Consider the following 26,282-nt stretch of genomic DNA (forward strand, 5'->3'; position numbering starts at 1 on the left):
CCAAGCGCGCAATTTTGCGCTATCAATGCCCGTTCACGGGCGAGCCTGACTGGCTGTTGCCCAATCGAGTCGAGCGCCAAGAGCGCGCCGGCTCGTTCCATTTTCGAGCGCGAGACTCCGCGCTCATACTCAAGCGAAATACCATGTCATTTGAAACTCTCCCGCCCGCCATTGGCGAGGCCTTGGCCGAACGCGGCTATTCCGAACCCACTCCTGTGCAGGCAGCCGCAATGGCCCCTGATTCCGCCGGACGCGACCTGATCGTTTCGGCTCAGACCGGCTCGGGCAAGACTGTCGCCTTCGGGATCGCGCTGGCGCAGGACATTCTTGACCAGATCAGCGGAACGCCGCTGCAAGAGAGGCCGCTGGTCCTGGCAATCGCGCCGACCCGCGAACTTGCCTTGCAGGTGAGCCGCGAGCTTGGCTGGCTTTACGCCAAGGCGGGCCTGCGCATCGCGACCTGCGTCGGCGGCATGGACGCAAGCAAGGAGCGCCGCGCGCTTCGGTCCGGGCCTGCCATCGTTGTCGGCACGCCGGGCCGTCTGCGCGATCACCTAGAGCGCGGCGCGCTGGACCTGTCGGGGCTTATTGGCGTTGTTCTCGACGAGGCCGACGAGATGCTCGACATGGGCTTTCGCGAGGACCTTGAGGAAATCCTCGACGCAACGCCGGATACGCGCCGCACGTTGCTGTTCTCAGCCACCATGCCTCAGGCGATCGTTCGCCTTGCCCAGAAATACCAGTCGGACGCGCTGCGTCTGTCGCTGGGCGGCAAGGATCGCGGTCATGGCGATATCGACTATCAGGCGATCACCGTTGCTCCGTCCGAAATCGAGAACGCGGTTGTGAACCTGCTGCGCTTCCACGAGGCGGAATCGGCAATCTGTTTCTGCGCCACGCGCGAAAGCGTGCGGCGGCTTCATTCGGCGCTTCAGAACAGGGGCTTTGGCGTCGTTTCGCTTTCCGGCGAGAACTCGCAATCCGAACGCAACCAGGCGCTGCAGGCCATGCGCGACCGGCGTGCGCGGGTATGCGTTGCGACCGACGTGGCTGCGCGCGGGATCGACCTGCCGACACTCAGCCTTGTTATCCACGTTGAAACACCGCGCGATGCCGAGACGCTTCAGCACCGTTCGGGCCGCACGGGCCGTGCGGGCAAGAAGGGCACGGCGGCGATCATCGTGCCGTACAATCGGCGCAGGCGCGTCGATGCAATGCTGAACGGAGCGAAGATCAAGGCGCAGTGGCTCGACGCACCCAGTCCCGAGGCGATCCGCAAGAAGGATCACGCACGCCTCATGGAAAAGCTCACCCAGCCGGCCGAGTACGAGGCAGACGATCGCGCGATCGCCAGCGAACTGCTCGCTCGCATGTCGCCAGAAGACATCGCGGCTGCTCTGGTGAAAGCGCATAGGGCAGAGCTGCCCGAACCCGAAGAGATGCTCGCCAACACGCCCGAGGCGCGCGAGAAGGCGAAGAAAGAGCGCCAGCGCCCCGGCTTTGAAGACACCGTGTGGTTCAAGATCGGTGTTGGGCGCAGGCACAATGCAGAGCCGCGCTGGCTTTTGCCGCTGATCTGTCGCCGTGGGCACATCACTCGCAACGAAATCGGAGCGATCCGGGTCGGGCAGAACGAAAGCTGGTTTCAGATACCGCGTCCCATCGCTGCCAAGTTTGCCGATACGCTTGAGCAGACCTTTTCGGACAAGGATGACCAGGACGCGATCCTGATCGAGGAATCGGCAGAAGGACCCCGGATCGAGGCTCGGAACAACCGAAAGAACCACTCGGGCAAGCCTTTCGTGAAGCCGTTCGGGAAAGGCAAGAACGCCAGCCCGAGGGAGGGCAAACCGCGTGAAAAGGGCGCGGGCTTCAAGTCAAAGCATGGCAAGCCGAACAAAGGCAACGGCCCAAAGAAACCGTTCAAGCCCAAGCGGTAAAGCCGCCGTCAGGCCACCAAGCCGCGAAAGCCTAGTCTTAGCTGCGACCTAATCACAAAGTCGTTCTGCAAGAAAGTTGCGCGAACGGCTGTGGTCAACTTTGTTATCCTCAAGACGAGGCTAACATTGGTTAGATAAGAGGGTGACAATCTGGCGGCTTGTCGCTTTAATCCTCATCGAATCGGGGAATTCGATGGGGGCAATCATGAAATTCGAACGGCTGTTTGCTGTATTCGCGGCAATTCTGGCTTTGGGCTTTGCAGGCATTTCGCCAGCGGCAGCGCAGGACGACAATCGCCCGATTGTCGGCATAGCGCAGATGGAAGACCTGACCGGCGGCGGCAACGCAGAAAACTTTGTCGCCATGATCGAAACCGCGATCATCGGTTCGGGCAAGTTTCGGATCATCGAACGCGCGCGCCTTGCGACGCTGATGGAAGAGCAGGGACTGGCGCTCAGCGGCACGACCACCACCAATCGCCCCGGCCAGGTTGGCGGCTTTGAAGGGGTGGATTACCTCGTTTACGGCACGATCTCGTCGATTTCCGCGACGAACCGCTCGGATATCGGTGGAAGCATGCTGCGCGGGCTGCTTGGTGGCAGCCGCAATCGGCCCGATTGTTACAAGACGCGCGTTCGCATGGAAGCGGACATCCGCATTACCGACACGAACACTGGCGAAGTGCGTTACGCGACCCGCATCAGCGAGGAACAGGACTCCGCCACCGTTTGCGGCGGCGGAAGCCAGATCGATTCTGCGGCTCTGCTGCGCTCGTCGGCTGACCAGATCGCAACCGGCCTCGTCACCGCGATCTTCCCGATCCAGGTGGCAGCGGTTCAGGGCGACGGCACGATCATCCTCAACTTTGGTCAAGGTGCGGTGCAGCGCGGCGACTTCCTCATGATCTATGGCGAAGCGACCGAGATCCCCGATCCTTCGGGAACCGGCACGATCAAGATCGACGGAGAACAGTTCGGAGCGATCCAGGTGACTGATGTCCAGACCGGCTTCAGCCGCGCCGTGCAGGTGACTCAATTCAGTCAGCCGTTGCAGGTCGGCGCTATTGCGCGCCCGACCGACAGCGACACGGTGCGCGATCTTGAACGCGCACAAAGGCGTCGCCGCTGATTGACGCGGCACGAGGCTGGCAGGGTTGCTGTGCCTCATCGATCACGGTGCATCCCAAGGGGGGAACACGATGAAGGCTTTTCTTGCACGCATAGCGTTCGCTTTGGGATTGCTCGGCGGGCTGTTCGCCCTGTCAGCGACATCGGCCAGCGCTCAAGGCGAGACGCGGGTGCGCGTCGGGACCATCACCGCAGGGCAATCCTGCACGACATGGCGCAATTACGAAGGCAGCCGCCTGACCTATTCAGAGGCTGAATATGCCCGGTGGTGGGGCGCAGCGGCGGCGCGGCGTTACTATCTGTCGCACACGACATGGCGCAGCTGGGTCGTGAAGGACTGCCAGGACAATTTCACCAGCCTGCGCGACACAGTCGAAGCCTCGCTTGCCTCAACCGGCAGGCTGACCGTTGGGCGAGGGGGCTACACGCTCGACATTCGCATCTCGAACATTTCCTCGACCCCGCCTGCTACGCGTCAACCGGTGCGCGGCGATGCATCGTATCGCACCAGCTGGGGCACCGCTTTGGTGACAGCCGATTACATCCTGCGCGATCGCAATGGCGACAGCGTTGATGGCGGTGCGATCACCAAGCGGATCGAGATGTCGCGGACGATCGACACCAATCGCATGAGCGTTTCTGTTAGCGAGCCGGGCGCTGCGGTGTACAACCTGATGCAGAACGAGGTCGCGCTGGCAATCGCACGCGAAGTGACCTTCACGATCGAACCGGCAAGGGTGATCGCGGCTGAAGGCGACCGGATCGAGATTAATTACGGCCGCCCGCTGGTGGAGCTTGGCGACAGGCTCGATGTGAAGAAAACGCGCGGGATCGGCTCGATCCGCTACCGTGTTGTTTCGGCGAGCGACAACGATGCCGTGGCCGAAGTCGATGGCGACAACGATACCTCGGATATCGAACCGGGAAATCTCGTGACCTTCATCGAGAAGGACTCCGACGCCGCCAACGCAAGGCGCTTTCAGCGCAGGCGCCTGCCTTAAGTTCAGCACCGTAGCGGCGTGGTTCACTTTCCTACACGCGCCGTTTTGTGCGATGGAAACGCCATGCTCAGACATCATTTCATGCGAACTTCGCCGGTGTGTGATGGCCGCTCAGCCGGGAGGTTGAACTATCTCGCTCTGGACCGTGTAACATGCGGTCCACTTCTCATTGTGCACGCCCCACAGGAAAAGCCGCAGGCTTCACTTGGCGTTCACTTTCGCGCTGGCTATACGCTCCTGTCATGACCACCAAGCTCACCATGCGTACCCGCCTCACGCGCGCCGTCCTGATCGGCGCCGGATTTGCCACCCTTGCTGCCTGTGGCGGCGGTTCTGCAGAAGAAGACGTGGCTTATGTCGCGCGCGACGTCGAATCGCTCTACGCCGAAGCGCAGCGCCGTCTCGATCGCGGCAACACCACACTTGCCGCTGCATTGTTCGACGAGGTTGAGCGTCAGCATCCCTATTCGCCATGGGCTCGCCGTGCGCAGCTGATGAGCGCATTCTGCTATTACATCGCGCGCGATTACAACAAGGCGATCCAGAACTCGCAGCGCTTCCTGTCGATTCACCCGGGTAACAAGGACGCGCCCTATGCGTACTATCTGATTGCGCTCTCCTATTACGAGCAGATCAGTGACGTGAACCGCGACCAGTCGATCACCGAGCAGGCGCAGATCGCGCTTCGCGAAGTGAACCGCCGTTTCCCGCAGACCGAATACGCTGCCGACGCGCGTTTGAAGCTTGACCTTGTGGCCGATCACCTTGCGGGCAAGGAGATGGAAATCGGGCGCTTCTATCAGCGCTCGGGCCGTTGGCTTGCTGCTCAGCTGCGCTTCCGCAACGTGGTCGAAACGTACGAGACGACCAGCCACACGCCTGAGGCCCTTTATCGCCTTACCGAAAGCAGCCTTGCACTCGGCATCCGCGAAGAAGCGGTGAAATACGCAGCCGTGCTCGGCGCGAACTATCCCGGCACCGAGTGGTACGACAAGGCGTTCGAACTGGTCGGCGACCACGCAAGCGGCGTCACCCCCAGCTAAGAGCTTGTCGCCTGATGACGGGCGAGTGTGATTGGGTTAGAGCGGGGCCACGATGCTGACCCGTCTGTCGATCCGAAACATCGTTCTTATCGAAGCGCTCGACCTCGATTTCGGGCGAGGGCTTGGCGTGCTTACGGGGGAGACCGGGGCGGGCAAGTCGATCCTGCTGGACGCCCTCGGACTGATTCTGGGCGACCGTGCGGAGACGGCGCTGGTGCGTGCCGGTGAAGCCAAGGCGAGCGTCACGGCCAGCTTCGAGTTTGCCACGCTCCCGTCCGCGATTGCCGAAGCACTGGACGATGCCGACCTTGAGCTTGAGCCTGGCGAACCGCTGATCATCCGGCGGCAAGTGAAGGCCGATGGCGGCTCAAAGGCCTATGTCAACGATCAGCCGACCAGCGTGGCTCTGCTTCGCGCGCTCGCACCGGCACTGGTCGAACTGCACGGCCAGCACGACGATCGCGGCCTCGTAAACCCGCGCGGGCACCTCGCGCTGCTGGACAGGTTCGCGGGGACTGATCTTGCACTTCTTGAAAGGCGCTTTGCAAGCTGGGCCAAGGCAGAAGCGCAGCTCTCCGAAGCACGCGATGCGGTTGAACAGGCCAAGGCTGACCAAGATCTGCTGATCGCGCATCTGGCTGAACTGACTGCGCTTGAACCGCAGGCCGGCGAAGAGGCAAGGCTCGCTGCAACGCGGGCAGACATGCAAAAGGGTGAGAAGCTGTCAGGCGAGCTGGAAGAGCTGCGCCACGTCTGGGAAGGCTCGGATTCGCCGCTTGCCTCGCTCAGGGTGGCCGCTCGCAAACTTGACCGAATAGCCGAGCAACACCCTCTGCTTGCAGAAGCTTTGGCCGCGCTAGACCGTGCCGTCATCGAAGCGGGCGAAGCGGAGGAGAAACTCGAATCCGCAGCCGAGGCGCTGGTGCATGACCCGCAGGCGCTCGATGCGGCAGAGACGCGGCTGTTCGAATTGCGCGCGCTGGCTCGAAAGCACCGCTGCGAAGTCGACGAATTGCCAGAATTGATGCGCGATATGCGTGGCAAGCTCGACTCGATCGAGAGCGGAGAGGCTGAGCTTGACGCGCTGGAAGCCGCTGCGAAGGAGGCTCGCGAGGCCTATGGCGAGGCCGCAGGCATGGCGCATGAGGTCCGCATTGCGGCTGCCAAGCGCCTCGACCAAGCGGTCGCAGCGGAACTCGCACCGCTCAAACTTGATGCGGCGCGCTTCCTGACTGCCATCGGCAAACTGCCGCCAGACAAATGGGGCAGGCTCGGCATGGACTCTGCTGAGTTCCTGATCGCGACCAATCCCGGTGCTGACTTTGCGCCGCTTGCCAAGATCGCCTCGGGCGGAGAGCTTTCGCGCTTCATCCTCGCCTTGAAGGTTGCCTTGGCAGAAAAAGGCGGGGCAGCGACGATCATCTTCGACGAAATCGACCGCGGCGTGGGTGGTGCAGTCGCGAGCGCAATCGGCGAAAGGCTTGCTCGGCTTGCTTCGGACGAAGGCCAGTTGCTTGCCGTCACGCACTCGCCGCAAGTCGCCGCGCGGGGGCAAACCCATTACCTCATCGCCAAGGCATCGAGTGGCACCGTAACCAAGACCAGCGTGGTGCTGCTCGACGAAAACGGTCGCCAGGAAGAGATCGCTCGCATGCTATCGGGTGCGGAAGTGACACCGGAGGCGCGCGCGCAGGCGGATCGCTTGCTGGAAGGCGTGTGATGGATAGCGGCGAGGACTTTGAAGGCCTCTCTTCCGGCGAAACCGCTATGGTGGCCGGAGCAGCCATCCTCTCGCTTCTCGGCACGCTCGTGGGACTGGCGGGCCTCCTCATGTGGGGCATCCGCGCCTTCGACATGATGTTCCCGGTCTCGGGGGATGGTCCTCAAATGCTCGCTGACTGCGCGCCTTATCTGACGCTGTTGCACTTTGTGCTGACCGTGGTGATCACCATGTGCGGAGTTCTCAACCTCATGGTTGCGACACGCGGCCGGGATTTCGTCGAAGGTGGCTGGAAGCGCTGGCTCTTGCTGTCCGCTCTGAGCGTTGTCGCGGGCGTGCTGTTCTTTGCCGTCCCCAACACTGTTTGAATCATCATCAAGGAGAGCGCTGAGGTGTCAGCCAATCCCGTCTCGCAAATGTCTGAAGCTGATGCTGCGAACGAATTGATGCGGCTTGCCAAGCAGATCGCGCATCATGATCGATTGTATCACGCTGACGACGACCCTGAGATATCCGACCAGGAATACGATGCGCTGGTCAGGCGCAATCGCGAGCTGGAGGAAGCGTTTCCCAAACTGGTGCGGGAAGATTCCCCGTCGAAACGGGTAGGGCACGCGGTCGCCGCCTCGCCGCTCTCCAAAGTGACTCACGAAGTTCGCATGATGAGCCTCGACAATGCGTTCGATGCGTTTGAGGTCCGCGAATTCATCGGACGGGTTCGTAGGTTCCTCGCGTTGGCCGGAGACGAGGTTGTTGCCTTGACTGCGGAGGATAAGGTCGATGGCCTATCCTGTGCGTTGCGATACGAGGATGGCAAACTGGTTCAAGCGGCGACCCGTGGCGATGGGCAGACGGGAGAGAACGTTACAGCAAATATTGTACATGTAGCTGGTGTTCCCGAATCCCTCGACCACGTTGGTCATAAGCGCGGCAACTTCATAGTTCCAAAGGTCTGTGAGATTCGCGGTGAAGTCTTCATGGAGAAGGACTTCTTTGATGAATTCAATAGGCTATCGGCGATTACGGGAGGTAAAACCTTCGCGAATCCGAGGAATGCTGCTGCTGGATCGCTTCGCCAGAAGGACGCCAACAAAACGGCATCTAGAGGCCTTAAATTCATGGCACACGGCTGGGGCGTGATGAGTGACCCACTCGGTGAAACCCAGTATGAAGTGATGCGGGTAATCGAAGATTTCGGACTTCAGGTGTCTTCGTTGTTGCGACGGGTTGAAAGTGTCGAAGCAATGCTGGCCCATTACGAGGAGATCGGGCGACAGCGCCCGGAACTACCCTATGAGATCGACGGGGTGGTCTACAAGGTCGACCGGCTCGACTGGCAGCAACGCCTCGGCTTCGTCGCCAAAGCTCCGCGCTGGGCACTCGCGCACAAATTCCCGGCGGAGAAGGCTCAGACAACGCTTGAGGCGATTGATATCCAGGTCGGGCGCACGGGCAAGCTGACACCCGTGGGCAGGCTTGCGCCGGTGCTGGTCGGCGGGGTGACAGTCACCAACGTGACGCTCCACAATCGCGACGAGATCGAGCGTCTCGGCGTGCGTCCGGGCGACCGGATCGTGATCCAGCGCGCGGGCGACGTGATCCCGCAAGTTGTGGAAAACCTTACAGGCGATGAAGAGCGCGAGCCCTTCGTCTTCCCTGATTACTGTCCCGAGTGCGACAGCGAGGCTGTGGCTGAGGAAGGCGAGGTCGATGTGCGCTGCACAGGTGGTCTCATCTGTCCGGCGCAACGCACTCAAAGGCTTGAGCATTTTGTCAGCCGGAAAGCCCTCGACATCGACGGTTTTGGGTCGAAAACCATCGCGCAATTCTTCGCGCTGGGATGGCTCGAAAGTCCCGCTGATATCTTCCGGCTCAAGCATCGCCGTGATGACATCCTCGCGCTTGAGGGATGGCAGGACAAGTCTGTGGATAACCTGTTGGCCTCTGTGGAGAACCGCCGCGAGCCTGACGCAGCGCGCCTCTTGTTCGGACTTGGCATCCGACATGTCGGCGAGGTCACCGCGCGGGACTTGTTGAAGCATGTTCACGAACTGCCTGCTCTTCGCACAATCGCCGAGAAGGCGCGCGCAGGCGATGACGAGGCGGCCAGCGAACTGACTGCGATTGACGGCATCGGCCCTAGCGTTGTCGAGGCTTTGGGTGACTTCTTCCACGAGCCTCATAATGTCGCAGTGTGGGAAGACATCCTGTCTGAAGTCACCCCGCCGCGTTATGAAGTCGAAACCCTCGATAGTCCTGTTGCGGGCAAAACGGTGGTCTTCACGGGCAAGCTCGAGACGATGAGCCGCGACGAGGCCAAAGCGCAGGCCGAACGTCTGGGCGCAAAAGCAGCAGGCTCTGTGAGCGCAAAGACCGATCTGCTCGTTGCCGGACCCGGAGCGGGATCGAAACTAAAGAAGGCAGAGCAGCTGGGTATCGAAGTCGTCGACGAAGCAGGCTGGGCTGAGATCGTCGCAAACGCGGGCTAGGTCCATCAGATTTCAGCAAGTTCTTTGGAAACCTCTTCGCTTCAACGTGTAGTATCAGCATGAGCAAAATGACCGGCTTTCGATTTCTCGCGCTATTTCTCCCCATCTTGGCGCTCGTCGTATGGATTGCCGCGAGCGCAGAGGGCGAAGGGCAACCAAGCACGATTGTGGCACTTGATGCTCCCTCCATCGCTATTGCCGTGGCAACCCCGGAGGAGCGAGCGTTCGAGCAAAGGCTGGAAGAGATTGGGGCATCTCTCACCGGAACCGTCGGCATCGCGGTGCAGGACGTAGAGACGGGCGAGCTCTACGAGTTCAACGGCGACGAACTGCTGCCCCAGCAAAGTGTGACCAAATTGTGGGTTGCGATGGCGGCGCTGTCTCAGGTGGATCAGGGCGACCTGAATCTAACCGAGAGGGTGCGCATCGGGCGCGGTGATCTGACCCTTTTCCATCAGCCGATCAGAGAGATCGTGAAGGCTCGCGGGAGCTACGACACGAACTACCGCGATCTTTTCGAAAGGTCGATCACGCGCAGCGACAACACCGCCAATGATCGGCTCTTGCGCCGCATCGGCGGGCCGAGTGTTGTGCAGCAATGGCTCGATGACAATGAATTGACCGGCATCCGCTTCGGCACCGATGAGCGCTCCAAGCAAAGCGCAATTGCAGGGCTAGATTGGTCGCCTTTCTATTCGATCGGTCGGCAGTTCTACGAAGCGCGTGACCGAGTGCCCGACGCTATGAGGCGAGCCGCGTTCGAAGGATACCTCGCCGACCCGATCGATGGAGCGAGCGCGAATGCCATCGCTTCCGCTCTCACGAAACTGGCGAGAGGCAATTTGCTCGATACGGATACGACCAGATTGTTGAGAGACACGCTCGAGCAGACGCGAAGCGGACCGAGGCGTTTGAAAGGCGGCGCCCCTGAGGGTTGGCGGGTCGAACACAAGACCGGGACCGGACAGGTCTACGGCAATGAGCAAAGTGGCTATAATGATGTTGGCATTCTCACATCGCCCGACGGCCGCGAATATGCGATCGCGGTGCTCATTGGTAGAACCAGCGAGCCAACACCTGCGCGAATGGAGATGATGCAGCAAGTGACGTCAGCCACCGCCCAGTTTCACGAGGATCGCAAAGATGCAGCAGGCGAGCCAATGCTGGCAGGAGCGGACAGTTGAGCGAGCTTGAGCAGTTTCACACACAAGCGCTGGATGTGGCCCGGCTACTGCGCGCTCGCGGCGAAAAGCTTGCGGTGGCCGATGGCGCGACTGGTGGGCTTATCGCCGCAAGTCTCCTCACTGTTTCCGGAGCGCTCGACTTCTTCGTCGGAGGAGGTGTGGTCTACTCGTTCCGTGCCAGAGACGTCCTGTTCGACCTCCCGCGCGAAGCGTACAAGGGCATGCGCGGGGCAACCGAGGATTACGCCTTGTTGCAGGCCCGCGCGATCCGCGACAATTTCGGCGCAGATTGGGGCCTGGCGGAAAGCGGCTCGGTAGGAGGCAGTTCAAATCATCCCACCGGCGCAGCTGCAGGCCGCAGTGTTGCAGCGCTGGTTGGACCGGGCGGAGAATTCACCGCGGTGCTTGAAACGCAAAGCGACGGCCGGATCGCCAACATGCACGCCTTCACCAGCAACGCGCTTGGTTTGGCGGGGTCAACGCTTCAAACGCTCAGCAGCGGGTAGCTCAGTACACCAATTGTCGTGATCGCCAGTGCAGGTGATACGGGCGCTGACTTGCTCGCCCTGGTGAGCGCTGCCACACCCGTGAATAGCATCGAGATTGCGAAGGCAGCCAAGAAACCCGAAATGCCGAGCCAAGGCAGTACGGCGATTAGCAGCTTCGCGGTTCCCCCTGGAATAGCTCCCGCTGCGAACAGGCCGATCATGGCCAGCGAAATCATCACATCAAAGCCAATTACACTTAGCGCAAACTCGAACACCCCAAGCCAAACACCGGCCGCGTTGGCCATGCAACCGACCAATAGCAGGGTGACATTGGCCGCATTGGAAAGGGTGTTTTTGCGCAGCTCACCGATCAGCAATGGTAGCATCGCGAGCGCAAAGGCCCCAATGTAGAAATACTCGAAATATTGCGACATCAACTAAGCGCCCTCCTGAACTCAGCATTCCTTCGAACACCGATCCGGAAAGGCGCTAAGCCAAATTCGCAAAGAATTCGTAGCCTTGCGTCGATCTCAACCGCTTAGTCGTTCGGCATGATGTAGATTTCGCGCACCGCTGCCGTCTTCGGTTGCGATAGGGCGTAGACCACCGCATTTGCGACATCTTTGGGCTGGATTTTTGTGGGCTTGGGCTCATCGAAAAAGGGCGTATCGACCATGCCAGGTGCGATCACTGTCGCCCTACCACCCCATTCACGCATTTCCTCGGCGAGGTTTTCGCCAAAGCCATGTACGAAGTGCTTGGTCGCCGAGTAGACTGACCCCTTGAAGCTGTCGCGTCCTGCCTTCGAGCCGGTCACAACGTAGTGCCCCTTCGTCTCCTTAAGATAAGGCGTCGCATAGTGAGCGAGTAACAAAGGCGCGAGCACGTTGACGTGGATCATGTCGTGCCACTCATCCGGGTCGCCGTTCTCGATGCCCGGCTTTTCCACTCCGGTCCCCGCATTGGCAAAAACAGCGTCAATCTGCCCGAACTTAGCCTTCGTATTCTCCAGCGCTTCGCTGATGTCTTCTCGCTTCGTCACATCGCATGGCAGAGAAAGGGCGGCATCGCCAATTTCGCGTGCCAACTCCTCAATCTTGTCAGCCGAGCGGGCACAAAGCGCAACGTTCCAGCCAGCATCTGCCGCCGCTTTCGCCGTGGCAGCGCCGATGCCTGAAGATGCACCAGTGATAAGGAGGGTCTTGCTCATGGGGAATTCCTTCGGATTTGAATTGCTTTTGCCTGAACAATGGAAGGATGCGCCCTCGCGTTCCCAGAAAAATTTTCGCGCAAATGTCGAATCCGGCTTGTGCGCCGCGTCTTCGTGTCAGAGCTTCGCCATGGTGGCGCGGCTGAATGAGAAGAGGACGTGACATGCAATACATGCTGCTGATCAACGAAGATGAGAGCATCTACGAGGGCGACGATGGTGCCAAGCTGATGGAAGAAACGCTTGCCGGCCACATGGCTCTGGCTCAGGCATGGGCCGAGAAAGGTGTCGCTTTTTCAGGTGAGCGACTGAAGCCCGGATCAACTGCCACCACGATCAAGTGGAATGCCGGGTCGCACACACTGCACGATGGCCCCTTTGCCGAGACGCACGAGGAACTCGGCGGCTTCTACATCATCGACGTTGCCTCGCTCGACGAAGCGCTTGAATGGGCCAAGCAAATCCCTGTTCCCGGCAAGGGCGCGGTTGAGGTTCGCCCGATTTGGCCAATGGAAGGGTGAGCCTAGCGCGCGAGATTGCCGATGCACGGCCTAGAGTGATTTCCGCCCTGGCCGTGCAACTGCGCGATCTCGACCTTGTTGAAGACGCTTTTGCCGACGCAGCTGAGAAGCTGATCGAGGGCGATGAGGTTCCCGACCGACTTACCAATTGGCTGTTTGTCGTCGCCAAACGCAAGGCGCTGGATGCGATGCGAAGGCGCGCAGCACAGGACAGGGCTCTTCAAAAAAGTGCACCGGTGGAAGAGATGGCGGACATTCTCACCTTGCCAGAACCAATCGCGGACGAACGGCTGCGCCTGATCTTCATCTGCTGCCATCCAGCGATTGCCCTTGAGGCGAGAACGGCGCTTGCGCTGAAGGTTATCTGCGGGTTGCCTGTGGGTGTGATCGCGCGGCTCTTCGTGAGCAGTGAGGCGACGATGTACCAGCGCATCACCCGGGCCAAGGCAAAGGTGCGTGATGCCGGAATTGCCTTTGAACTGCCTGAGCGAAAGGCATGGGGCGAGCGTCTGGAAGCAGTGCTGCTAACCTTGGAGCTTGCCTACACAGCCGCCTATCAGGACGCCGCGGGTGAACTGGACCCCGAATTGTCTGGAGAGGTGGCCCGGCTCGCCGCCATGGTTGCCGAGCTTTTGCCCGAAGAGCCTGAGGCGCTGGGGCTTGCGGCATTGGTCTGGCTTGCGAGATCGCGCGAGGCGGCAAGGGTGGATGCAGACGGCGCGATGGTTCCACTGTCGCAGCAGGACGTGCGCAAGTGGGACCGCGCTGCCATCGGGCAAGCGCGCTTATGGCTAGATGCTGCTGCGACGATTGGCGCATCCGGTCCGTATCAGGTGATGGCGGCAATTCAGCTCACGCATGCCCGCCGCGCCTACGACGGTAAGACCGACTGGGCCGCAGTACTGGCGCTGTATGATGTGCTTGTGGGTATGCGGCCGGCGCCGATGGTTGGCTTAAATCGGGCGGTGGCCTTGGAGAAGGTCGAAGGCGCAAAGGCGGGACTTGAGGCTCTGGATGCCATTGAGGCGTCGCGCATTCGTTCGTCACGGCCTTATCGGGTGGCGCGGGCTCAGATGTATTCGGGTCTAGGGCAATGGGACGCCGCGCGGTGCGAACTGGAGCAAGCGCTGGATCAGGATGTGCCGCGTGCCGAACGCCTCTTTCTCAAACGCAAGCTCAAGGAGCTGCGTCAAAATCATCGACCCACTTCATGACCCCGCCGGGGAAAGGTGACCAGACGCCTATCTCAACACCAGCGCTGGCCAGTTGATCGCTCGTCCATTGATTGCAGGTGTTGCCCAGGTGGTATGTGCCGCTCGCCGTGTAGAACACGTCGTGCGCTTCATAGCCGGGAAGGACTTCGCGGGTTTCGGAAGGAGCGACTTGCCCTTTAATCGAAGCGGCGAGAGCTCGGTATTCGACTGGCCGCAGATGCATGACGCGATAATCGTCGGAAGGGGCAGGGCGGACGTAATGCGCCACATGCAGCACCCCTTCGCCGCCCGTCATAGCCGTAACGACCGTGATCGGGTTCACATCAGACCATGTCGGTGTTTCGAGGAAAAACTTCCGCTCTCCCCAGCTCACCGCGACGTGTGTGTAGTCGCGGGAGGACGCGATGATGTCGCTTGCGGGAAAAATGTGGCGCCAGTCTTGTTCAGGCGTGAGGATGGGCATGGCGATTTCGGTGTGAATGCCGTTGGTGCCGATAAGGATCGCGATCGTACGCTCGGTCGATGGATTCGGCTCGGTCCAGCCCGAGTTGCGAGAAATGGATGAACCGATCCAGCCCGACAGCGCGAAAAGTGCCGCGAAACCAACGAACACGAGGCCAGCCCAGCACAGGGCCTTCAGAACAGTCTTCGCGCCCGTGCCTTTATCGGAGGCTTGCACGCCAGACCTTGCGCTTTCGGAACCACAAAATCGCCCAATCCCCGCGCTGAGTGCGCGCGACATGGCGAAAACCCGATTGGCGATACGCTCGACGAACGGCCCGTTCCTGGTCGCCCGCCAGTAGCCCTGCGAGCAGAACCGATCCACCTTGTGCTGTGGCTGCTGCAAAGTCGGGCGCAAGCTCGACCAATGGTCCTGCAAGGATGTTGGCGATCAACAGATCATACGGCCCGCGCATCTGGAGCAACTCGTCATCCATGCCGTCCGCGATGACCATCGTCATTTCGCCGCGGCCACTGTCCATGTTTACGCCGTTCAGCCCCGCATTCACATCGACTACCTCTGCACAGATGGCGTCGATGTCCGATGCGGTCGCCTTGGCTCCGGGCCATAACTTCATTGCCGCAAAGCCCAGCAATCCAGTGCCGGTGCCAATATCCGCAATGTTGCGCGCGACGATGCCACGTGACTTCATGGCCGAGAGAACTTCCAGACAGCCGGCGGTCGTTTCATGTTGCCCGGTGCCAAATGCCTGTGCAGCCGGGATCACGAAATTGACGGCATCAGGATCGTCGGGAAACTCGGCCGTGTGGACATAGAACCGCCCTGCACGGATCGGCTCGACGCCCTGTTGGCTGAGCGTTAGCCAATCCTCGTCTGCAAGCTTCTCAACCGAGATGTCGGGTGCCTTTCCAGCAAACAGCGAGGCGAGAGCGTGCTTCTGTGTGGCGCCCGGCTTCTTGGGATACCACGCTTCGAGCACCCAGTCCTGTGGTCGATCCTCTGAGATCTCTCGTCCCGAAATGACGAGGTCGAAGTCCCAGTCCTCCAACTCGTCATGCGCGAGCAAGGCACTCTGCACCTGGGGCTTGGGTGCGAACGCCGAGAGCTTCCAGCTGCTCACTAGTTTGCTCCTGCCTCTCGCTCGAGACGCGCGTTTAGGTCTTCTGTCTTGCCTGCGGCAAAGGCTTCGCACGACATGCCATTGTCGAGCCTGCCCGCTGCGGCGCGTTCGATCATCTTGCTGTGTGAGGGATGGGGTGTGAGCAGGATGTCGCACCGCCAGTTCATTCCCGCAACGCGTTCAATTCCTGCACGATACTCGGAGAGATAGTCGGGGTGTTCAGAGAAACGGTAATCGTCGCTGCTGACCGGTGACATGCTGTCGGCGAACACTATCGCCTTACAGTCGCGACCCTCGCAGGAGCGCCAGAAGTAGGACCGTGAACCCGGCGTGTGACCAGCGGTGGTAAAGGGATAGACTCGTAGATGGCCGAACGAGACCGATCTGCCAGACTCCAGCGTAAAGTCGACCGCGACCGGGGCCATTGCAGGGTGCATGGCTTGTTGCGGATCGTTGTCGGCAACTTTTCCAGTTTCGAGTACGGGCCCTGCAAGTGGGCTCGCACCTACGCGCGCGCCGGTTCTCTCCGCAACCAGTGCGTGTCCGCCGACGTGGTCGAAGTGCTCGTGGCTGTGCAGCAGGATTTCGACGTCTTCGAGCGCGAAGCCCAGGCTCTCGATATTGTCGAGAACGATCTGCGCGCCCGCTTCGGTCCCGCTGTCGATCAGGACGTGGCCGTCGTCCGAAGTGATGAGGATCGCAGCGATACCGCATGTCCCGACATAATAGGTGTTGGCATGGATGCGGTAAGGATGGGCGGGCTTGTCCCAATCGTCCCATTTCTCGCATTCTTGCGAGAAGCGGACGATCTCGGCTTGTTTCCTTTCAGCTTCGGTTACCGGCTCTTCCGCCAATGCTTGAGTAGAACTGGCGAGCGCCATTAGCGCGCATGCAGAAGCGAGTTTAGCGAACAAAGCTGGCTCCGTTGGCGTCGATCACCGCTCCGGTCATGCTGGGCGGGGCGTCGAGCACGCAGAAGGTGATGATGCGGGCGATTTCCTCTGGAGTCGCGACGCGTCCCAGCGGGATGTCGGCCAGTAAGCCAGCTCCGCCGCGACTTTCAAGGTAGTCTCCCGCCATGCTTGTGTCGGTAAAGCCCGGCGTGATGGCGTAGCTCAAGATGCCCTCGGCTGCGTAAGCGCGGGCGATCGTCTTGTGCATGGCGATCATCCCACCCTTGGCAGCGGCATAATGCCAATGGCCAGGCGAATCCCCACGATAAGCAGCGCGGCTTGCGACATGAACAAGCCGCCCCCTGACACCGTCTTCGCCCGCTATACACTCCTGCCAATGCCGTACAGCGAAACGGCTGATTTGGGCTGCTGCAGTGAGGTTGATGCGGATCGTGTCTTCCCATGCATCCAACCATTCGATGTCGGAGCGTTCGAGCCGGTTTTTCTCGAACAGTCCGGCATTGTTGACGACTGCCGCGATGTTGCCGCCGCTGCGATCCATCGCCTCTTCCCAAAGCATCTGAGCCGCGCGTGGGTCGGAGAAATCCGCAGCGATGCGTTCAGGGTCCCCAGAGCGCGTTTGGTGACCGATCACCTCGAAACCGCGCGCTTCCAGGGCGGCTGCAGCAGCCGCGCCAATCCCCCGGCTCGATCCTGTGACGAGAATTGCGGTCATTTGTGACCCCTTGTCTGCAAGCTTTTATGCCAATTCATGCAATCCCCTATCCGAATTTTTGCAAGCAGTGTCGAGCGCTTCCGCCCTTGCCTCATTCGTGAGGTTCGTTAAGTGGGGTTGGGGGCAATCAAGACATATGGGATCATCATGAGCCAAAGACCGCTTTCTCCGCACCTCCAGATATGGCGGTGGGGACCGCATATGCTGGTATCAATCCTTCACCGTGTGAGCGGCGATGGGATGGCATTGGTCGGCCTTGCCGTCCTCGTCTGGTGGCTAGGCGCGCTTGCAAGCGGGCCAGAAGCTTACGAGACGTTTCTTTGGGCCGCCGCTTCGCCGCTCGGATATGTGGTGCTGATTGGTCTGACCTGGGCTTTCTTCACCCACATGATGAGCGGGCTGCGCCACTTTGTGCTGGATATCGGAGCGGGCTACGAGCTCGACACAAACCGGTTCTGGTCGATCGTCTCGCCGATCATCGCAATCGCTCTCACGGTTGTCCTGTGGGGCTACCTCCTTTTCGTGAAGGGAGCTTGAGCCATGGGTAACGGCACTTCCATCGGTAAAGTCCGGGGTCTCGGCTCTTCGCATCACGGCGCGCATCACTGGCTTGCGGCTCGCACCACTGCGATCGGCAATCTTGTCCTGATGACCTGGCTGATCCTCAGCTTCGTTCTGCTGCCTGATTTCAGCTATCAAAGCGTGTCTGGGTGGCTTTCACAGCCAATTGCCGCTGTCCCGATGATCCTTCTGATTATCAGCGTGTTCTACCACGCCCGGCTCGGCCTCCAGGTCGTGATCGAGGATTACATCCACGAACCCGGTTCGAAATTCGCGCTGCTCTCAGCGCTCAACCTTGCAGCATTCGGCGGCGGCGCTTTCGCGATCTTCAGCGTTGCCAGCCTCGCACTCACAGGAGCAGCCTGATGGCCAGCACTCCCGCATCTGGCGCCTCTTTGAAGGGCGACTACAAGATTATTGACCATATGTACGACGTGGTGGTCGTGGGCGCGGGCGGCTCAGGCCTTCGCGCAACGACCGGCGCTGCCGAAGCAGGCCTGCGCACCGCGAACATCTCGAAGGTTTTCCCGACCCGCTCGCACACTGTAGCTGCACAAGGCGGCATTGCGGCAAGCCTCGGCAACAACTCGCCCGACCACTGGCAGTGGCACATGTACGACACCGTCAAGGGGTCCGACTGGCTGGGCGATCAGGACGCGATCGAATATCTTGTCCGCGAAGCCCCTCAGGCGGTTTACGAGCTGGAGCACGCAGGCGTGCCTTTCAGCCGCAACGAAGACGGCACGATCTACCAGCGTCCGTTCGGCGGGCACATGCAGAACATGGGCGAAGGCCCTCCGGTGCAGCGCACCTGCGCCGCAGCCGACCGCACCGGTCACGCCATGCTCCACGCGCTCTATCAGCAGAGCCTGAAGTATGACGCCGACTTTTTCATCGAATACTTCGCGCTCGACCTGATCATGGCGGAAGTCGACGGCGTGAAGCAGTGCGTCGGCGTGATGGCGATGTGCCTCGATGATGGCACGATCCACCGTTTCCGTGCGCAAAGCGTTGTGCTGGCAACCGGCGGTTATGGCCGCTGCTACTACACTGCGACTTCCGCACACACCTGCACTGGCGATGGCGGCGGCATGGTGCTGCGCGCTGGTCTGCCGCTTCAGGACATGGAGTTCGTCCAGTTCCACCCGACCGGCATCTACGGCGCAGGCGTCCTCATCACCGAAGGCGCACGCGGCGAGGGCGGGTATCTCACCAATTCCGAGGGCGAGCGTTTCATGGAACGCTACGCTCCGAGCGCGAAGGACCTCGCATCGCGCGACGTCGTGTCGCGTTCGATGGCTCTCGAAATGCGCGAGGGGCGCGGGCACGGCGCAGATGGCGACCACATTCACCTGCACCTCGACCATATCGACCCCAAGGTTCTTGCAGAACGCCTTCCGGGGATCACTGAAAGCGGCAAGATTTTCGCTGGCGTCGACCTGACGCGCGAAGCTCTGCCTGTGACGCCTACCGTTCACTACAACATGGGCGGTATCCCTTGTAATTATCATGGCCAGGTCGTGACCCTCGGCAAGGACGGCCCGGACACAGTTGTCCCTGGTTTGTATGCTGTGGGCGAGGCGGCCTGTGTGTCGGTCCACGGCGCAAACCGTCTGGGCTCCAACTCGCTTATCGACCTCGTTGTGTTTGGCCGCGCAACCGGCCTGCACCTCAAGGACACGCTTAAGCCCGGCGTGAGTCAGCCCGAACTCGCGGCTGACAGCGCGGACTTCGCGCTCTCTCGCGTCGATCACTTCCGCTATTCGGAAGGCGGCTCGCCTACAGCGGCGATCCGGGCGGACATGCAGAAGGCGATGCAGAAGCACGCAGCCGTCTTCCGCGACACCGCTCTGATGGACGAAGGCGTCAAAATTCTTGCCGAGCAGAACAAACGGATGGAAGACATCCACGTTACCGACAAATCGCTGATCTGGAACTCTGATCTGATTGAGACGCTCGAGCTCGACAACTTGATGAGCCAGGCCAACGTCACCATCGCATCGGCAGCGAATCGCAAGGAAAGTCGCGGTGCACACGCGCACGAGGACTTCCCCGATCGCAACGATGCTGAGTGGATGAAGCACACCATCGCCTGGTTCGAGGGCTGGGGCGGCAATGGCGGCGACATCAAGATCGATTACCGCCCGGTGCACGAATACACGCTCACCGAGGACGCCGAGTACATCAAGCCAAAGGCACGCGTGTACTGATCTATGCTTAATTCGGCCGCTTGCGGGCCAAGGCTAGTTCTCTGATAAAGCTGGCAAGAGGGTTCGCATGCTCGCCAGATTCGATGATCCAGCGGTCGAAAAGGCCTACGTGATGAGCGAGCGCGAGGCGCGCGTCCCTGCGACGCGTTTCCTCGCCGGGATCGGAATCGTCACGCTGATCTCGTATATCGGGTTCAACCCGATGCATTTCCCGCCCGAGGGGGTGATCGCCTACAACATGGCGGCGATCCCCTTCATGCTGGTGCTTACCTGCATTGTCGGGCTGACATTCACGCGCTTCTACATCGAGCAGAGCTGGATCGACCTCGTCATCTTCATTGCGATGACGGTCGTGATGGTTCTGCTGATCGAGGCGCTGGGCGAACAATCCGACATAACCGAGATCAGCCGGTTCGGGATGGGGATTATCAATTTCGGCATTCTCGTTGTGTTTGCGAGTGTCGGCTTTGTCGCGACCACCCGGTATTTCTTCAGCTGGGCAGTGGTGCTGCTGCTGACTTATGCCACTTTCCTGCTCATCGTGGACCGCAACATCGTCAACGTGGTCTATTCATTCACCAACTTCACGACCTTCTTCACCTTTGCCTGCTTCGTGAACTGGGACATCGATCGCCGCGCGCGCCGCAGCTACAAGGCGTGGATGGCCCTCGAAGACGAGCGCGCCAAGACCGAAGAGATGCTTTTCAATGTCCTGCCCAAGAACGTCGCGAACCGCCTGCGCCGCGGCGAGGTCGTGGCGGACAGCTTCTCCGATGTCTCTGTGGTGTTCGTCGATATTGTCGGTTTCTCGAAACTGGCTCGAAAGCTCTCGCCCGGTCATCTCGTCAAGCTGCTCAACGCCATTTTCGGCCTCGCAGACGAATGCGCGAAGAACGCTGGCGTGGAGAAGGTAAAAACGATCGGCGATGCCTATCTCGCAGTCGCAGGCGGTACCACCAGCACCGAGAACGATGCAGTTTCAGCCATTCGGTTCGCCGAGCAAATGATCGCAGCAGTCACCGATTATGCCCGCGACACCCGGATCGACGTTGCCATCAGGGTCGGCATTCATACCGGCCCTGTCGTCGGCGGAGTGATCGGCCAACAGCGAATGGCTTACGATTATTGGGGTGACACGATGAATACAGCTGCAAGGCTCGAAGGCGTTGCAGAGCCGGGCGGCATTGCTGTGTCGGAAAGCACCTATTTCGCGGCGTGCTCGCAGGTCGATTTCACTCCGGCAGAGCTTCAGACCTTGAAAGGCATCGGCGAGACCAAGGTCTACCGCGTAATCATTGAAAACGAGGTAGCGGATCAGGCCGCGCGGTGAGTGGGTCCGTTGTCGACCGGGCGCGGGAAGTTCGAGGCCGGGGTCATCCGGCGGCCAAACAGGCCTGCAGCCGGATTGGCGGGGATCTTGACGACGCGGTCAGCGGGATCGGGTTTGTCAGTCTTACTCATCTTTTGGTCCTTCGTGCATAGCGGCGATCCGAAGGAAGTGCGGGTCGCTTGATGAGTCGTAATTACCTTCGATCTGGCGCTACTGAATTGTAGTGATCCGTCAGCCGGCAACAATTGTCGGATGGATACAATGGCGCTTGACGCTTCCGCCAGCCTCCCTGAAACAAGCAGCAATGGTTTTGCGCACCCTCTACCGTCTCGCCGTGATCACTGCGCTTTGCGCCGCGCCGCTTTCACTACCGGCCGGGGCACAGGACAATCCCAACCAGCCTCCCGAACACACTGAGCCTTTTCCAAATATCGGGATAGGACAAACGCGTGCGGAGATGCTGGAGAGCTTTGCAGAGGCACCGCAACTCAAGCGCGGCGAGCCTGCGCGCGTTCTGCTCGACCAGCGCCGCCGTCTTGCTCGTTCGCTCGACGCGCTTGCGCCTCAGCGGTCCGGATCGATTGACGCTTATGTCGTGAGCATTGCGCTCGACAGCGACCCAGTGTTTGCCCGCGAGGCTCGCGAAGCTGGCCGCGTCTTGGCTCGCCGTTATGGAGCGAACGGACGGGTCCTTACGCTCGCAGGGCCGGATGGTACGCGCGATGATCTGCCGCGCGGTTCGATCGAAAGCCTACTGGTCAGCCTCGCACACATCGCAGAGCTGATGGACACCGATGAAGACGTGCTGGTGCTCTATACGACGAGCCATGGCAACGAACTCGGTCTGGCCTATCATTATGGCGACACCGGCTACGGCGTATTGTCGCCCACGCGGCTTGCCGACGCGTTCGAGGAGCTCGGAATCGAGCGGCGCATCCTCATCATCTCGGCGTGCTATTCCGGCGTCTTCGTGCCCGCCCTTTCGGGCCGCGACACCGCAATTCTGACCGCCGCCGCTTCGACGCGTAATTCCTTCGGTTGCGAGCCGGAGAACGACTGGACCTTCTATGGCGATGCGCTGGTCAACCGCGCGCTTCGCGAACCGCAGCCGCTAACCGAAGCCGTGCGGGCGGCAGGTCGAACCATTGCTGGTTGGGAAAGCGAGCGGCGCCTGCTCGCTTCGCTGCCCCAAAGCGCGTTCGGCGCTGGCGTTTCAGCCTGGCTTCCAACGCTGGAGGCAGGCATGCCGCAAGTGGCGAGCGCTCCGGTGGGCAGGCCAGCGGTCGGCGAGTGATTATTCGTCAGGCTCCTCGACGCGGCGCGCATCTAGGATAGTCACCGGATCGGCGAGAATCTGTCCGACCATCATGCCTTCGCCCTTGTTGGGATCGGCAGGCAAGGCATGGATCGCGGAGACGACATCCATCCCATCGATGACGTAGCCGAAGACGGCGTAGCCATTCTTCCAGATAGGGTCGTCTGAATCGGGCTGAGCATCGAGGCCGACCTGATCGGCGAGCATGATCGAGAAATCGCCATTCGCCGTACCCGGTTCGCCCATCGCCATCGACAGTGCCCCGTTGGTGTGGCTTAGGCCCGTTTTGGTGGTCGGCTCATGTGGGATGCCCGGCAGGATGCGGTTTGGATCAAACTGTGTGCCGCCCTGGATCAGGCCATTGGGCATAGGCTCGCGCTCCAGTTTCATCGCGCGGTAGAAGACCGTGCCGTCGAACCTGTCCTCATCGACGTAGCGCAGGAAATTGGCAGCGGTGATTGGAGCGCGTTCGGTCTCGAGGCGGATGGTGATCTCTCCCATCTCGGTCTCGAGAACGACGTCGGTGGTTTCGTAGTTGACCTCCGGCTCGGGCGTTTCGGCGATCAGAGGCTCGGTCTGCTTGATCTCGAACTTCATCAGCAAAGTGCGCTGGTTCTCGGAGAAATTGTCGTCCGAGGCGAGATATAAGAATGTCTTGCCGAACTGTTCGCGCAGCGCGAGGCCTTCGAAATTGTCGAGGGTCAGCGGTGGCAACAGCGTTGCAACTGTCTCGTTCCCACCCTCGGCAAGCACGGCGACGATCGCTGCGCGGTTGCCTTGTCCCTGCACGTAGCTGCGAAACAGGATGTAGCAGGTGCCATCGGCTCCGCAGGCGGCATCCGTTGGAACGCCGCCTTGTTCTGCAAGGTCCGGGGGAGGCGCGACTTCGAATGCGACTTCACCGCCGTCGACGATCAGCGAGCAGTTTTCCCGTTCGGTCCCGGCCCATTCTCCGCAAACGAGCAGCTTATCGCCAGCCTGCGCAAGTGTCTCGATGCCGAAATTGCCTTGCGCGCCAAAGAGGATGGACGGTGGGTATTCGAGATCTACTCCCGCGCCCTCGGCAAGGTCGTCATAGCGCCAGACCCGGTGGCGACGTTCGAAGCTGACGAGCCAGTTACCCGCCGCATCGCGGGTGATGGCTTCGGCATCGGCGTCTTCCTTGTCGCGCAAACGCCTGCCGCGTTCGTCGTTCAGATCGCCGCGCATGATTGCCAGCACGTCGATCAGCCGTCCATCGAACTCGTCTGGCTCGATGGTGAGCCACTTGCCGTCATCGCTGACCGTATAGAGCAGGCCATCGTGCCATTCGAGGCCCGAAATGCCTCCGATTTCCTCCTCGCCCGGCTCGATCATGACACCGCCGCGATAAATGAGTTCACCTACTTCGGAGATTTCAGGGTCATTCGGGTCGAGCTCAACTGGCTCTGTGATCGCGAAAATCTCGTCTTGGGCGAGGCTGGGTGCGCTCACCAGCATGGCGAAGCTTGCGCAAATGGCTGTCTTCCAAGTCATTCGTCCGTTCTGGTGAACCCTTTGCAGAAGAGCAAGCGGGGGGGCGCGTCATTCATCAAGCAGCAATGTTTACAAGCGTAATCGTTGTGACTACAGACGTAATCAAGCCACCGGTGGAAGAGGGAGGCACGCTTGACCAAGTCCCCTGATAACAATGCTGAAAAGCCTGAACGCATCAGCGAAGCTGAACATGCGGTCATGGAAGTCCTTTGGGATCGCGGCACCGCCAGCGCCGCGCAGGTGTGCGAAGTCGTATGCCAAAAGCGCGAGTGGAGCCTTGCCACGGTCAAGACGCTGCTATCTCGTCTTGTTCAGAAAGGTGCGATTGAAACCCGTCCGGATGGTCGCCGTTTCCTTTACAGCCCGCTGATCGCCCGCGCCGAATATGTCGGCGGGGAATCGCGCCGTCTTGTCGACCGCCTGTTTGGCGGAAAGGCGGCTTCGCTGGTTGCTCACCTGGCCGAGACCGAGGCGCTGAGTGAGGACGACCTCAGCGAAATCGAGGCACTTCTGAAGGAGTTGAAGCAATGACCAGCTGGCTCCTAGAAACGCTCGCGTGGACCGCTGCGCTGATCGCACTGGTTCTTGTCCTTCGCCGTCCGGTTACCCGCTGGTTCGGCCCCCAATTCGCTTACGCCTTGTGGGCATTGCCTGCGCTCAGGCTCGTCATGCCCCCGATTGAACTGCCTGCCTCGATGCGTCCAGTTGACGCAACGGCAACCGCAGAGCCGGTGATCGAGGGCGGCACCCAATACCTAATCCTCGACCCCGTCACTCCAGTTGCGACACAAGATGGAGCAGGGCAGTCTGAGGCGGCGGCGTCCGGTCTCGCCACACAGCTTACCCCGACGCATAGCTTCGATTTTGGACCCTTAATCGAAGCTGGCATCGCAGTGTGGCTGATCGGCGCCGCCATTTTCCTTTACATGCGCTTCAACGCCTACTTCGCACTTCGCGATGACTTGCTCGACGGTGCGAGCGAAGTCGGCCGAGATGGCAAGGTTCGCCTTGTCGAAACGCATGGCACGAATGCGCCGCTTGCATTTGGCGTGATCGACAAGGTCGTGGCTCTCCCGCCCGGCTTTCTGGCGCAGCCAGATCGGCAGGCCCGCGATCTCGCGCTGGCTCACGAGCTGGCGCACCACAAAGGCCGCGACCTCCTTGTCAACGTTCTCGTGCAGCCTTTGTTCGCCATGCACTGGTTCAATCCGCTAGGCCGCTATGGCTGGCTTGCGCTGCGGCGCGATCAGGAAGCGGCTTGCGATGCGCGTGTCATGGCGCAGCGTCCGCCTGAAACTCTATCCGAAGCGCGCGAAGCCTATGCGAATCTGATCGTAAGCTTTGCCGCAAGCCCTGGTGTCGCGCCCAACCATGCCCTCACCGCGCCGATGGCGTGCCCGGTGCTGGGAGAAAAATCGATAATTCATCGTTTGAGGAGCCTAAAGATGAACGACACTCCAAAGAGCCGCCGACTGGCCGGTCGACTGATGCTGGGCGCGGCGGTTGTGGCTCTGCCTTTGACCGCATCCATCTCCTACGCTGCAAGCGAAGCGCCGCTGCCGCCGGCACCGCCTGCTCCGCCAAGCGTGTCTGTCGCGCCGCCGGCACCGCCAGCCGCTCCGATCGCTCCTGCTGCGCCGCTGGTTCAAGAGATCGAAGAAGTTGATCCGGATGTGGATGTCGACGTCGACGTTTCCGAGGACGGCACTCGCAGCGAAAACGTGTTCGTTATCCGGACTGAGAGCGATGGCGACAGCCGCGTTCATGTCCAACGCTGGGTCGAAAAGAACGAGTGGACCAGCGAAGGCATGAGCGAAGAGGAGCGCGAACGCATCATCATCGAGATGCGCGAAGAACTCGCAGAGGCCAAGAAGGAGCTCGATGAGCTGCCCGAAATCCTTGAAGAAGCCATGGCCGACGTGGAAGCAGCCGAAGCCGAGGTCCGGACCGTTATTCGCATGAGCTGCAATTCATCGAGCGACGAAGTTGCTACGACGGTTGAGAACGCCGATGGCACTCGCGTCGTCAAATTGTGCCAGGCGCGAGTGATGGCATCGGCTCTCGAAGGATTGAAGCAGGCGCGTGCAGAAATTGCTCGCAGCCGCGACATGACGGCCGAAATGCGCGAGCGTGTCGTGCGTGAACTCGACCAGCAGATCGAGCGGTGGGAAGCAAACGCCCGCTAATTAAGGCCGATTGAA

At 60.6% G+C, this 26,282-nt stretch carries 26 protein-coding genes; 18 read left to right on the forward strand and 8 right to left on the reverse strand.

Features of this window, described 5'->3' with window-relative positions; all coding sequences use genetic code 11:
- The first annotated feature begins 143 nt into the window (after nt 1–143).
- The 9 genes from AC0V6T_RS05300 to AC0V6T_RS05340 all read left to right on the forward strand — a co-directional run bounded on the left by AC0V6T_RS05300 (nt 144) and on the right by AC0V6T_RS05340 (nt 11,011).
- Nucleotides 144–1,940, forward strand: a complete 1,797-nt coding sequence (locus AC0V6T_RS05300; protein WP_486124946.1) for a DEAD/DEAH box helicase — start codon at nt 144–146, stop codon at nt 1,938–1,940.
- Nucleotides 1,941–2,145: 205 nt separating this feature from the next.
- Nucleotides 2,146–3,069, forward strand: a complete 924-nt coding sequence (locus AC0V6T_RS05305; RefSeq protein WP_486124948.1) for a CsgG/HfaB family protein — start codon at nt 2,146–2,148, stop codon at nt 3,067–3,069.
- A 70-nt stretch (nt 3,070–3,139) separates the two neighbouring features.
- Nucleotides 3,140–4,069, forward strand: coding sequence for a hypothetical protein (locus tag AC0V6T_RS05310; RefSeq protein WP_486124950.1), 930 nt, complete (start codon nt 3,140–3,142; stop codon nt 4,067–4,069).
- A gap of 242 nt (nt 4,070–4,311) precedes the next feature.
- On the forward strand, nt 4,312–5,112 hold the full coding sequence (locus AC0V6T_RS05315) for an outer membrane protein assembly factor BamD (RefSeq protein WP_486124952.1): 801 nt from the start codon (nt 4,312–4,314) through the stop codon (nt 5,110–5,112).
- Nucleotides 5,113–5,164: 52 nt separating this feature from the next.
- Nucleotides 5,165–6,832 carry a DNA repair protein RecN gene (gene recN, locus AC0V6T_RS05320; RefSeq protein ID WP_486124954.1) on the forward strand — a complete coding sequence of 556 codons (1,668 nt, stop codon included), beginning with the start codon at nt 5,165–5,167 and terminating at the stop codon, nt 6,830–6,832.
- Nucleotides 6,832–7,200, forward strand: a complete 369-nt coding sequence (locus AC0V6T_RS05325) for a hypothetical protein (RefSeq protein WP_486124956.1) — start codon at nt 6,832–6,834, stop codon at nt 7,198–7,200. The genes recN and AC0V6T_RS05325 overlap by 1 nt, the downstream gene beginning before the upstream one ends.
- A 48-nt stretch (nt 7,201–7,248) precedes the next feature.
- Complete coding sequence (gene ligA, locus AC0V6T_RS05330) at nt 7,249–9,321, forward strand: NAD-dependent DNA ligase LigA (protein WP_486128503.1); 2,073 nt, start codon at nt 7,249–7,251, stop codon at nt 9,319–9,321.
- A gap of 59 nt (nt 9,322–9,380) precedes the next feature.
- Nucleotides 9,381–10,505, forward strand: coding sequence for a serine hydrolase (locus tag AC0V6T_RS05335; protein WP_486124958.1), 1,125 nt, complete (start codon nt 9,381–9,383; stop codon nt 10,503–10,505).
- Nucleotides 10,502–11,011, forward strand: a complete 510-nt coding sequence (locus AC0V6T_RS05340) for a CinA family protein (RefSeq protein ID WP_486124960.1) — start codon at nt 10,502–10,504, stop codon at nt 11,009–11,011. Before AC0V6T_RS05335 ends, AC0V6T_RS05340 begins: the two co-directional genes overlap by 4 nt.
- Here the strand turns inward: AC0V6T_RS05340 and AC0V6T_RS05345 are convergent.
- Complete coding sequence (locus AC0V6T_RS05345; RefSeq protein ID WP_486124962.1) at nt 10,990–11,427, reverse strand: hypothetical protein; 438 nt, start codon at nt 11,425–11,427, stop codon at nt 10,990–10,992. The two genes, AC0V6T_RS05340 and AC0V6T_RS05345, sit on opposite strands and share 22 nt — an antisense overlap.
- Before the next feature lie 104 nt (nt 11,428–11,531).
- Nucleotides 11,532–12,203 (reverse strand): SDR family oxidoreductase, encoded by a 672-nt coding sequence (locus tag AC0V6T_RS05350; protein WP_486124964.1) that lies wholly within the window; start codon nt 12,201–12,203, stop codon nt 11,532–11,534.
- 146 nt (nt 12,204–12,349) lie between these two features.
- Here AC0V6T_RS05350 and AC0V6T_RS05355 point away from each other — a divergent pair, with 146 nt between their 5' ends.
- A complete protein-coding gene (locus AC0V6T_RS05355; protein WP_486124966.1) occupies nt 12,350–12,724 on the forward strand; it encodes a YciI family protein in 375 nt (124 codons plus the stop codon).
- A complete protein-coding gene (locus AC0V6T_RS05360) occupies nt 12,721–13,938 on the forward strand; it encodes an RNA polymerase sigma factor (RefSeq protein ID WP_486124968.1) in 1,218 nt (405 codons plus the stop codon). The genes AC0V6T_RS05355 and AC0V6T_RS05360 overlap by 4 nt, the downstream gene beginning before the upstream one ends.
- On the opposite strand, the gene AC0V6T_RS05365 is transcribed toward AC0V6T_RS05360, so the two are convergent.
- The 4 genes from AC0V6T_RS05365 to AC0V6T_RS05380 are packed head-to-tail and all read right to left on the reverse strand — an operon-like array spanning nt 13,901 to nt 17,150.
- Nucleotides 13,901–14,617 (reverse strand): DUF2459 domain-containing protein, encoded by a 717-nt coding sequence (locus tag AC0V6T_RS05365; RefSeq protein WP_486124970.1) that lies wholly within the window; start codon nt 14,615–14,617, stop codon nt 13,901–13,903. The two genes, AC0V6T_RS05360 and AC0V6T_RS05365, sit on opposite strands and share 38 nt — an antisense overlap.
- On the reverse strand, nt 14,601–15,521 hold the full coding sequence (locus tag AC0V6T_RS05370; RefSeq protein ID WP_486124971.1) for a 50S ribosomal protein L11 methyltransferase: 921 nt from the start codon (nt 15,519–15,521) through the stop codon (nt 14,601–14,603). Before AC0V6T_RS05370 ends, AC0V6T_RS05365 begins: the two co-directional genes overlap by 17 nt.
- Nucleotides 15,521–16,435: a subclass B3 metallo-beta-lactamase gene (gene bla / locus AC0V6T_RS05375; RefSeq protein ID WP_486124973.1), complete on the reverse strand. Its 915-nt coding sequence runs from the start codon at nt 16,433–16,435 to the stop codon at nt 15,521–15,523. Before bla ends, AC0V6T_RS05370 begins: the two co-directional genes overlap by 1 nt.
- Nucleotides 16,425–17,150 carry an SDR family NAD(P)-dependent oxidoreductase gene (locus AC0V6T_RS05380; protein WP_486124975.1) on the reverse strand — a complete coding sequence of 242 codons (726 nt, stop codon included), beginning with the start codon at nt 17,148–17,150 and terminating at the stop codon, nt 16,425–16,427. Before AC0V6T_RS05380 ends, bla begins: the two co-directional genes overlap by 11 nt.
- Nucleotides 17,151–17,297: 147 nt before the next feature.
- On the opposite strand from AC0V6T_RS05380, the gene sdhC reads away from it, so the two are divergent.
- From sdhC to AC0V6T_RS05400, 4 genes are all read left to right on the forward strand, one after another.
- Nucleotides 17,298–17,687: a succinate dehydrogenase, cytochrome b556 subunit gene (gene sdhC / locus AC0V6T_RS05385; protein WP_486124977.1), complete on the forward strand. Its 390-nt coding sequence runs from the start codon at nt 17,298–17,300 to the stop codon at nt 17,685–17,687.
- A 3-nt stretch (nt 17,688–17,690) separates the two neighbouring features.
- Nucleotides 17,691–18,077 carry a succinate dehydrogenase, hydrophobic membrane anchor protein gene (sdhD, locus tag AC0V6T_RS05390; RefSeq protein ID WP_007164415.1) on the forward strand — a complete coding sequence of 129 codons (387 nt, stop codon included), beginning with the start codon at nt 17,691–17,693 and terminating at the stop codon, nt 18,075–18,077.
- A gap of 29 nt (nt 18,078–18,106) precedes the next feature.
- Nucleotides 18,107–19,921, forward strand: coding sequence for a succinate dehydrogenase flavoprotein subunit (gene sdhA / locus AC0V6T_RS05395; RefSeq protein WP_486128505.1), 1,815 nt, complete (start codon nt 18,107–18,109; stop codon nt 19,919–19,921).
- Between the two features lie 67 nt (nt 19,922–19,988).
- Nucleotides 19,989–21,251: an adenylate/guanylate cyclase domain-containing protein gene (locus AC0V6T_RS05400; RefSeq protein WP_486124979.1), complete on the forward strand. Its 1,263-nt coding sequence runs from the start codon at nt 19,989–19,991 to the stop codon at nt 21,249–21,251.
- Here the strand turns inward: AC0V6T_RS05400 and AC0V6T_RS05405 are convergent.
- Complete coding sequence (locus AC0V6T_RS05405; RefSeq protein WP_486124981.1) at nt 21,236–21,382, reverse strand: hypothetical protein; 147 nt, start codon at nt 21,380–21,382, stop codon at nt 21,236–21,238. The genes AC0V6T_RS05400 and AC0V6T_RS05405 overlap by 16 nt on opposite strands.
- A 173-nt stretch (nt 21,383–21,555) precedes the next feature.
- Here AC0V6T_RS05405 and AC0V6T_RS05410 point away from each other — a divergent pair, with 173 nt between their 5' ends.
- Nucleotides 21,556–22,545: a C13 family peptidase gene (locus AC0V6T_RS05410; protein ID WP_486124983.1), complete on the forward strand. Its 990-nt coding sequence runs from the start codon at nt 21,556–21,558 to the stop codon at nt 22,543–22,545.
- On the opposite strand, the gene AC0V6T_RS05415 is transcribed toward AC0V6T_RS05410, so the two are convergent.
- Nucleotides 22,546–24,081: an esterase-like activity of phytase family protein gene (locus AC0V6T_RS05415; protein ID WP_486124984.1), complete on the reverse strand. Its 1,536-nt coding sequence runs from the start codon at nt 24,079–24,081 to the stop codon at nt 22,546–22,548.
- 132 nt (nt 24,082–24,213) lie between these two features.
- Between AC0V6T_RS05415 and AC0V6T_RS05420 the strand changes: the two genes are divergently transcribed.
- Entirely contained in the window at nt 24,214–24,612 is a 399-nt protein-coding gene (locus tag AC0V6T_RS05420; protein ID WP_007164409.1) for a BlaI/MecI/CopY family transcriptional regulator, read from the forward strand.
- Nucleotides 24,609–26,267, forward strand: coding sequence for a M56 family metallopeptidase (locus AC0V6T_RS05425; RefSeq protein ID WP_486124985.1), 1,659 nt, complete (start codon nt 24,609–24,611; stop codon nt 26,265–26,267). The genes AC0V6T_RS05420 and AC0V6T_RS05425 overlap by 4 nt, the downstream gene beginning before the upstream one ends.
- Nucleotides 26,268–26,282: the final 15 nt, after the last annotated feature.

It is taken from the genome of Erythrobacter sp. S158 (assembly GCF_057364915.1).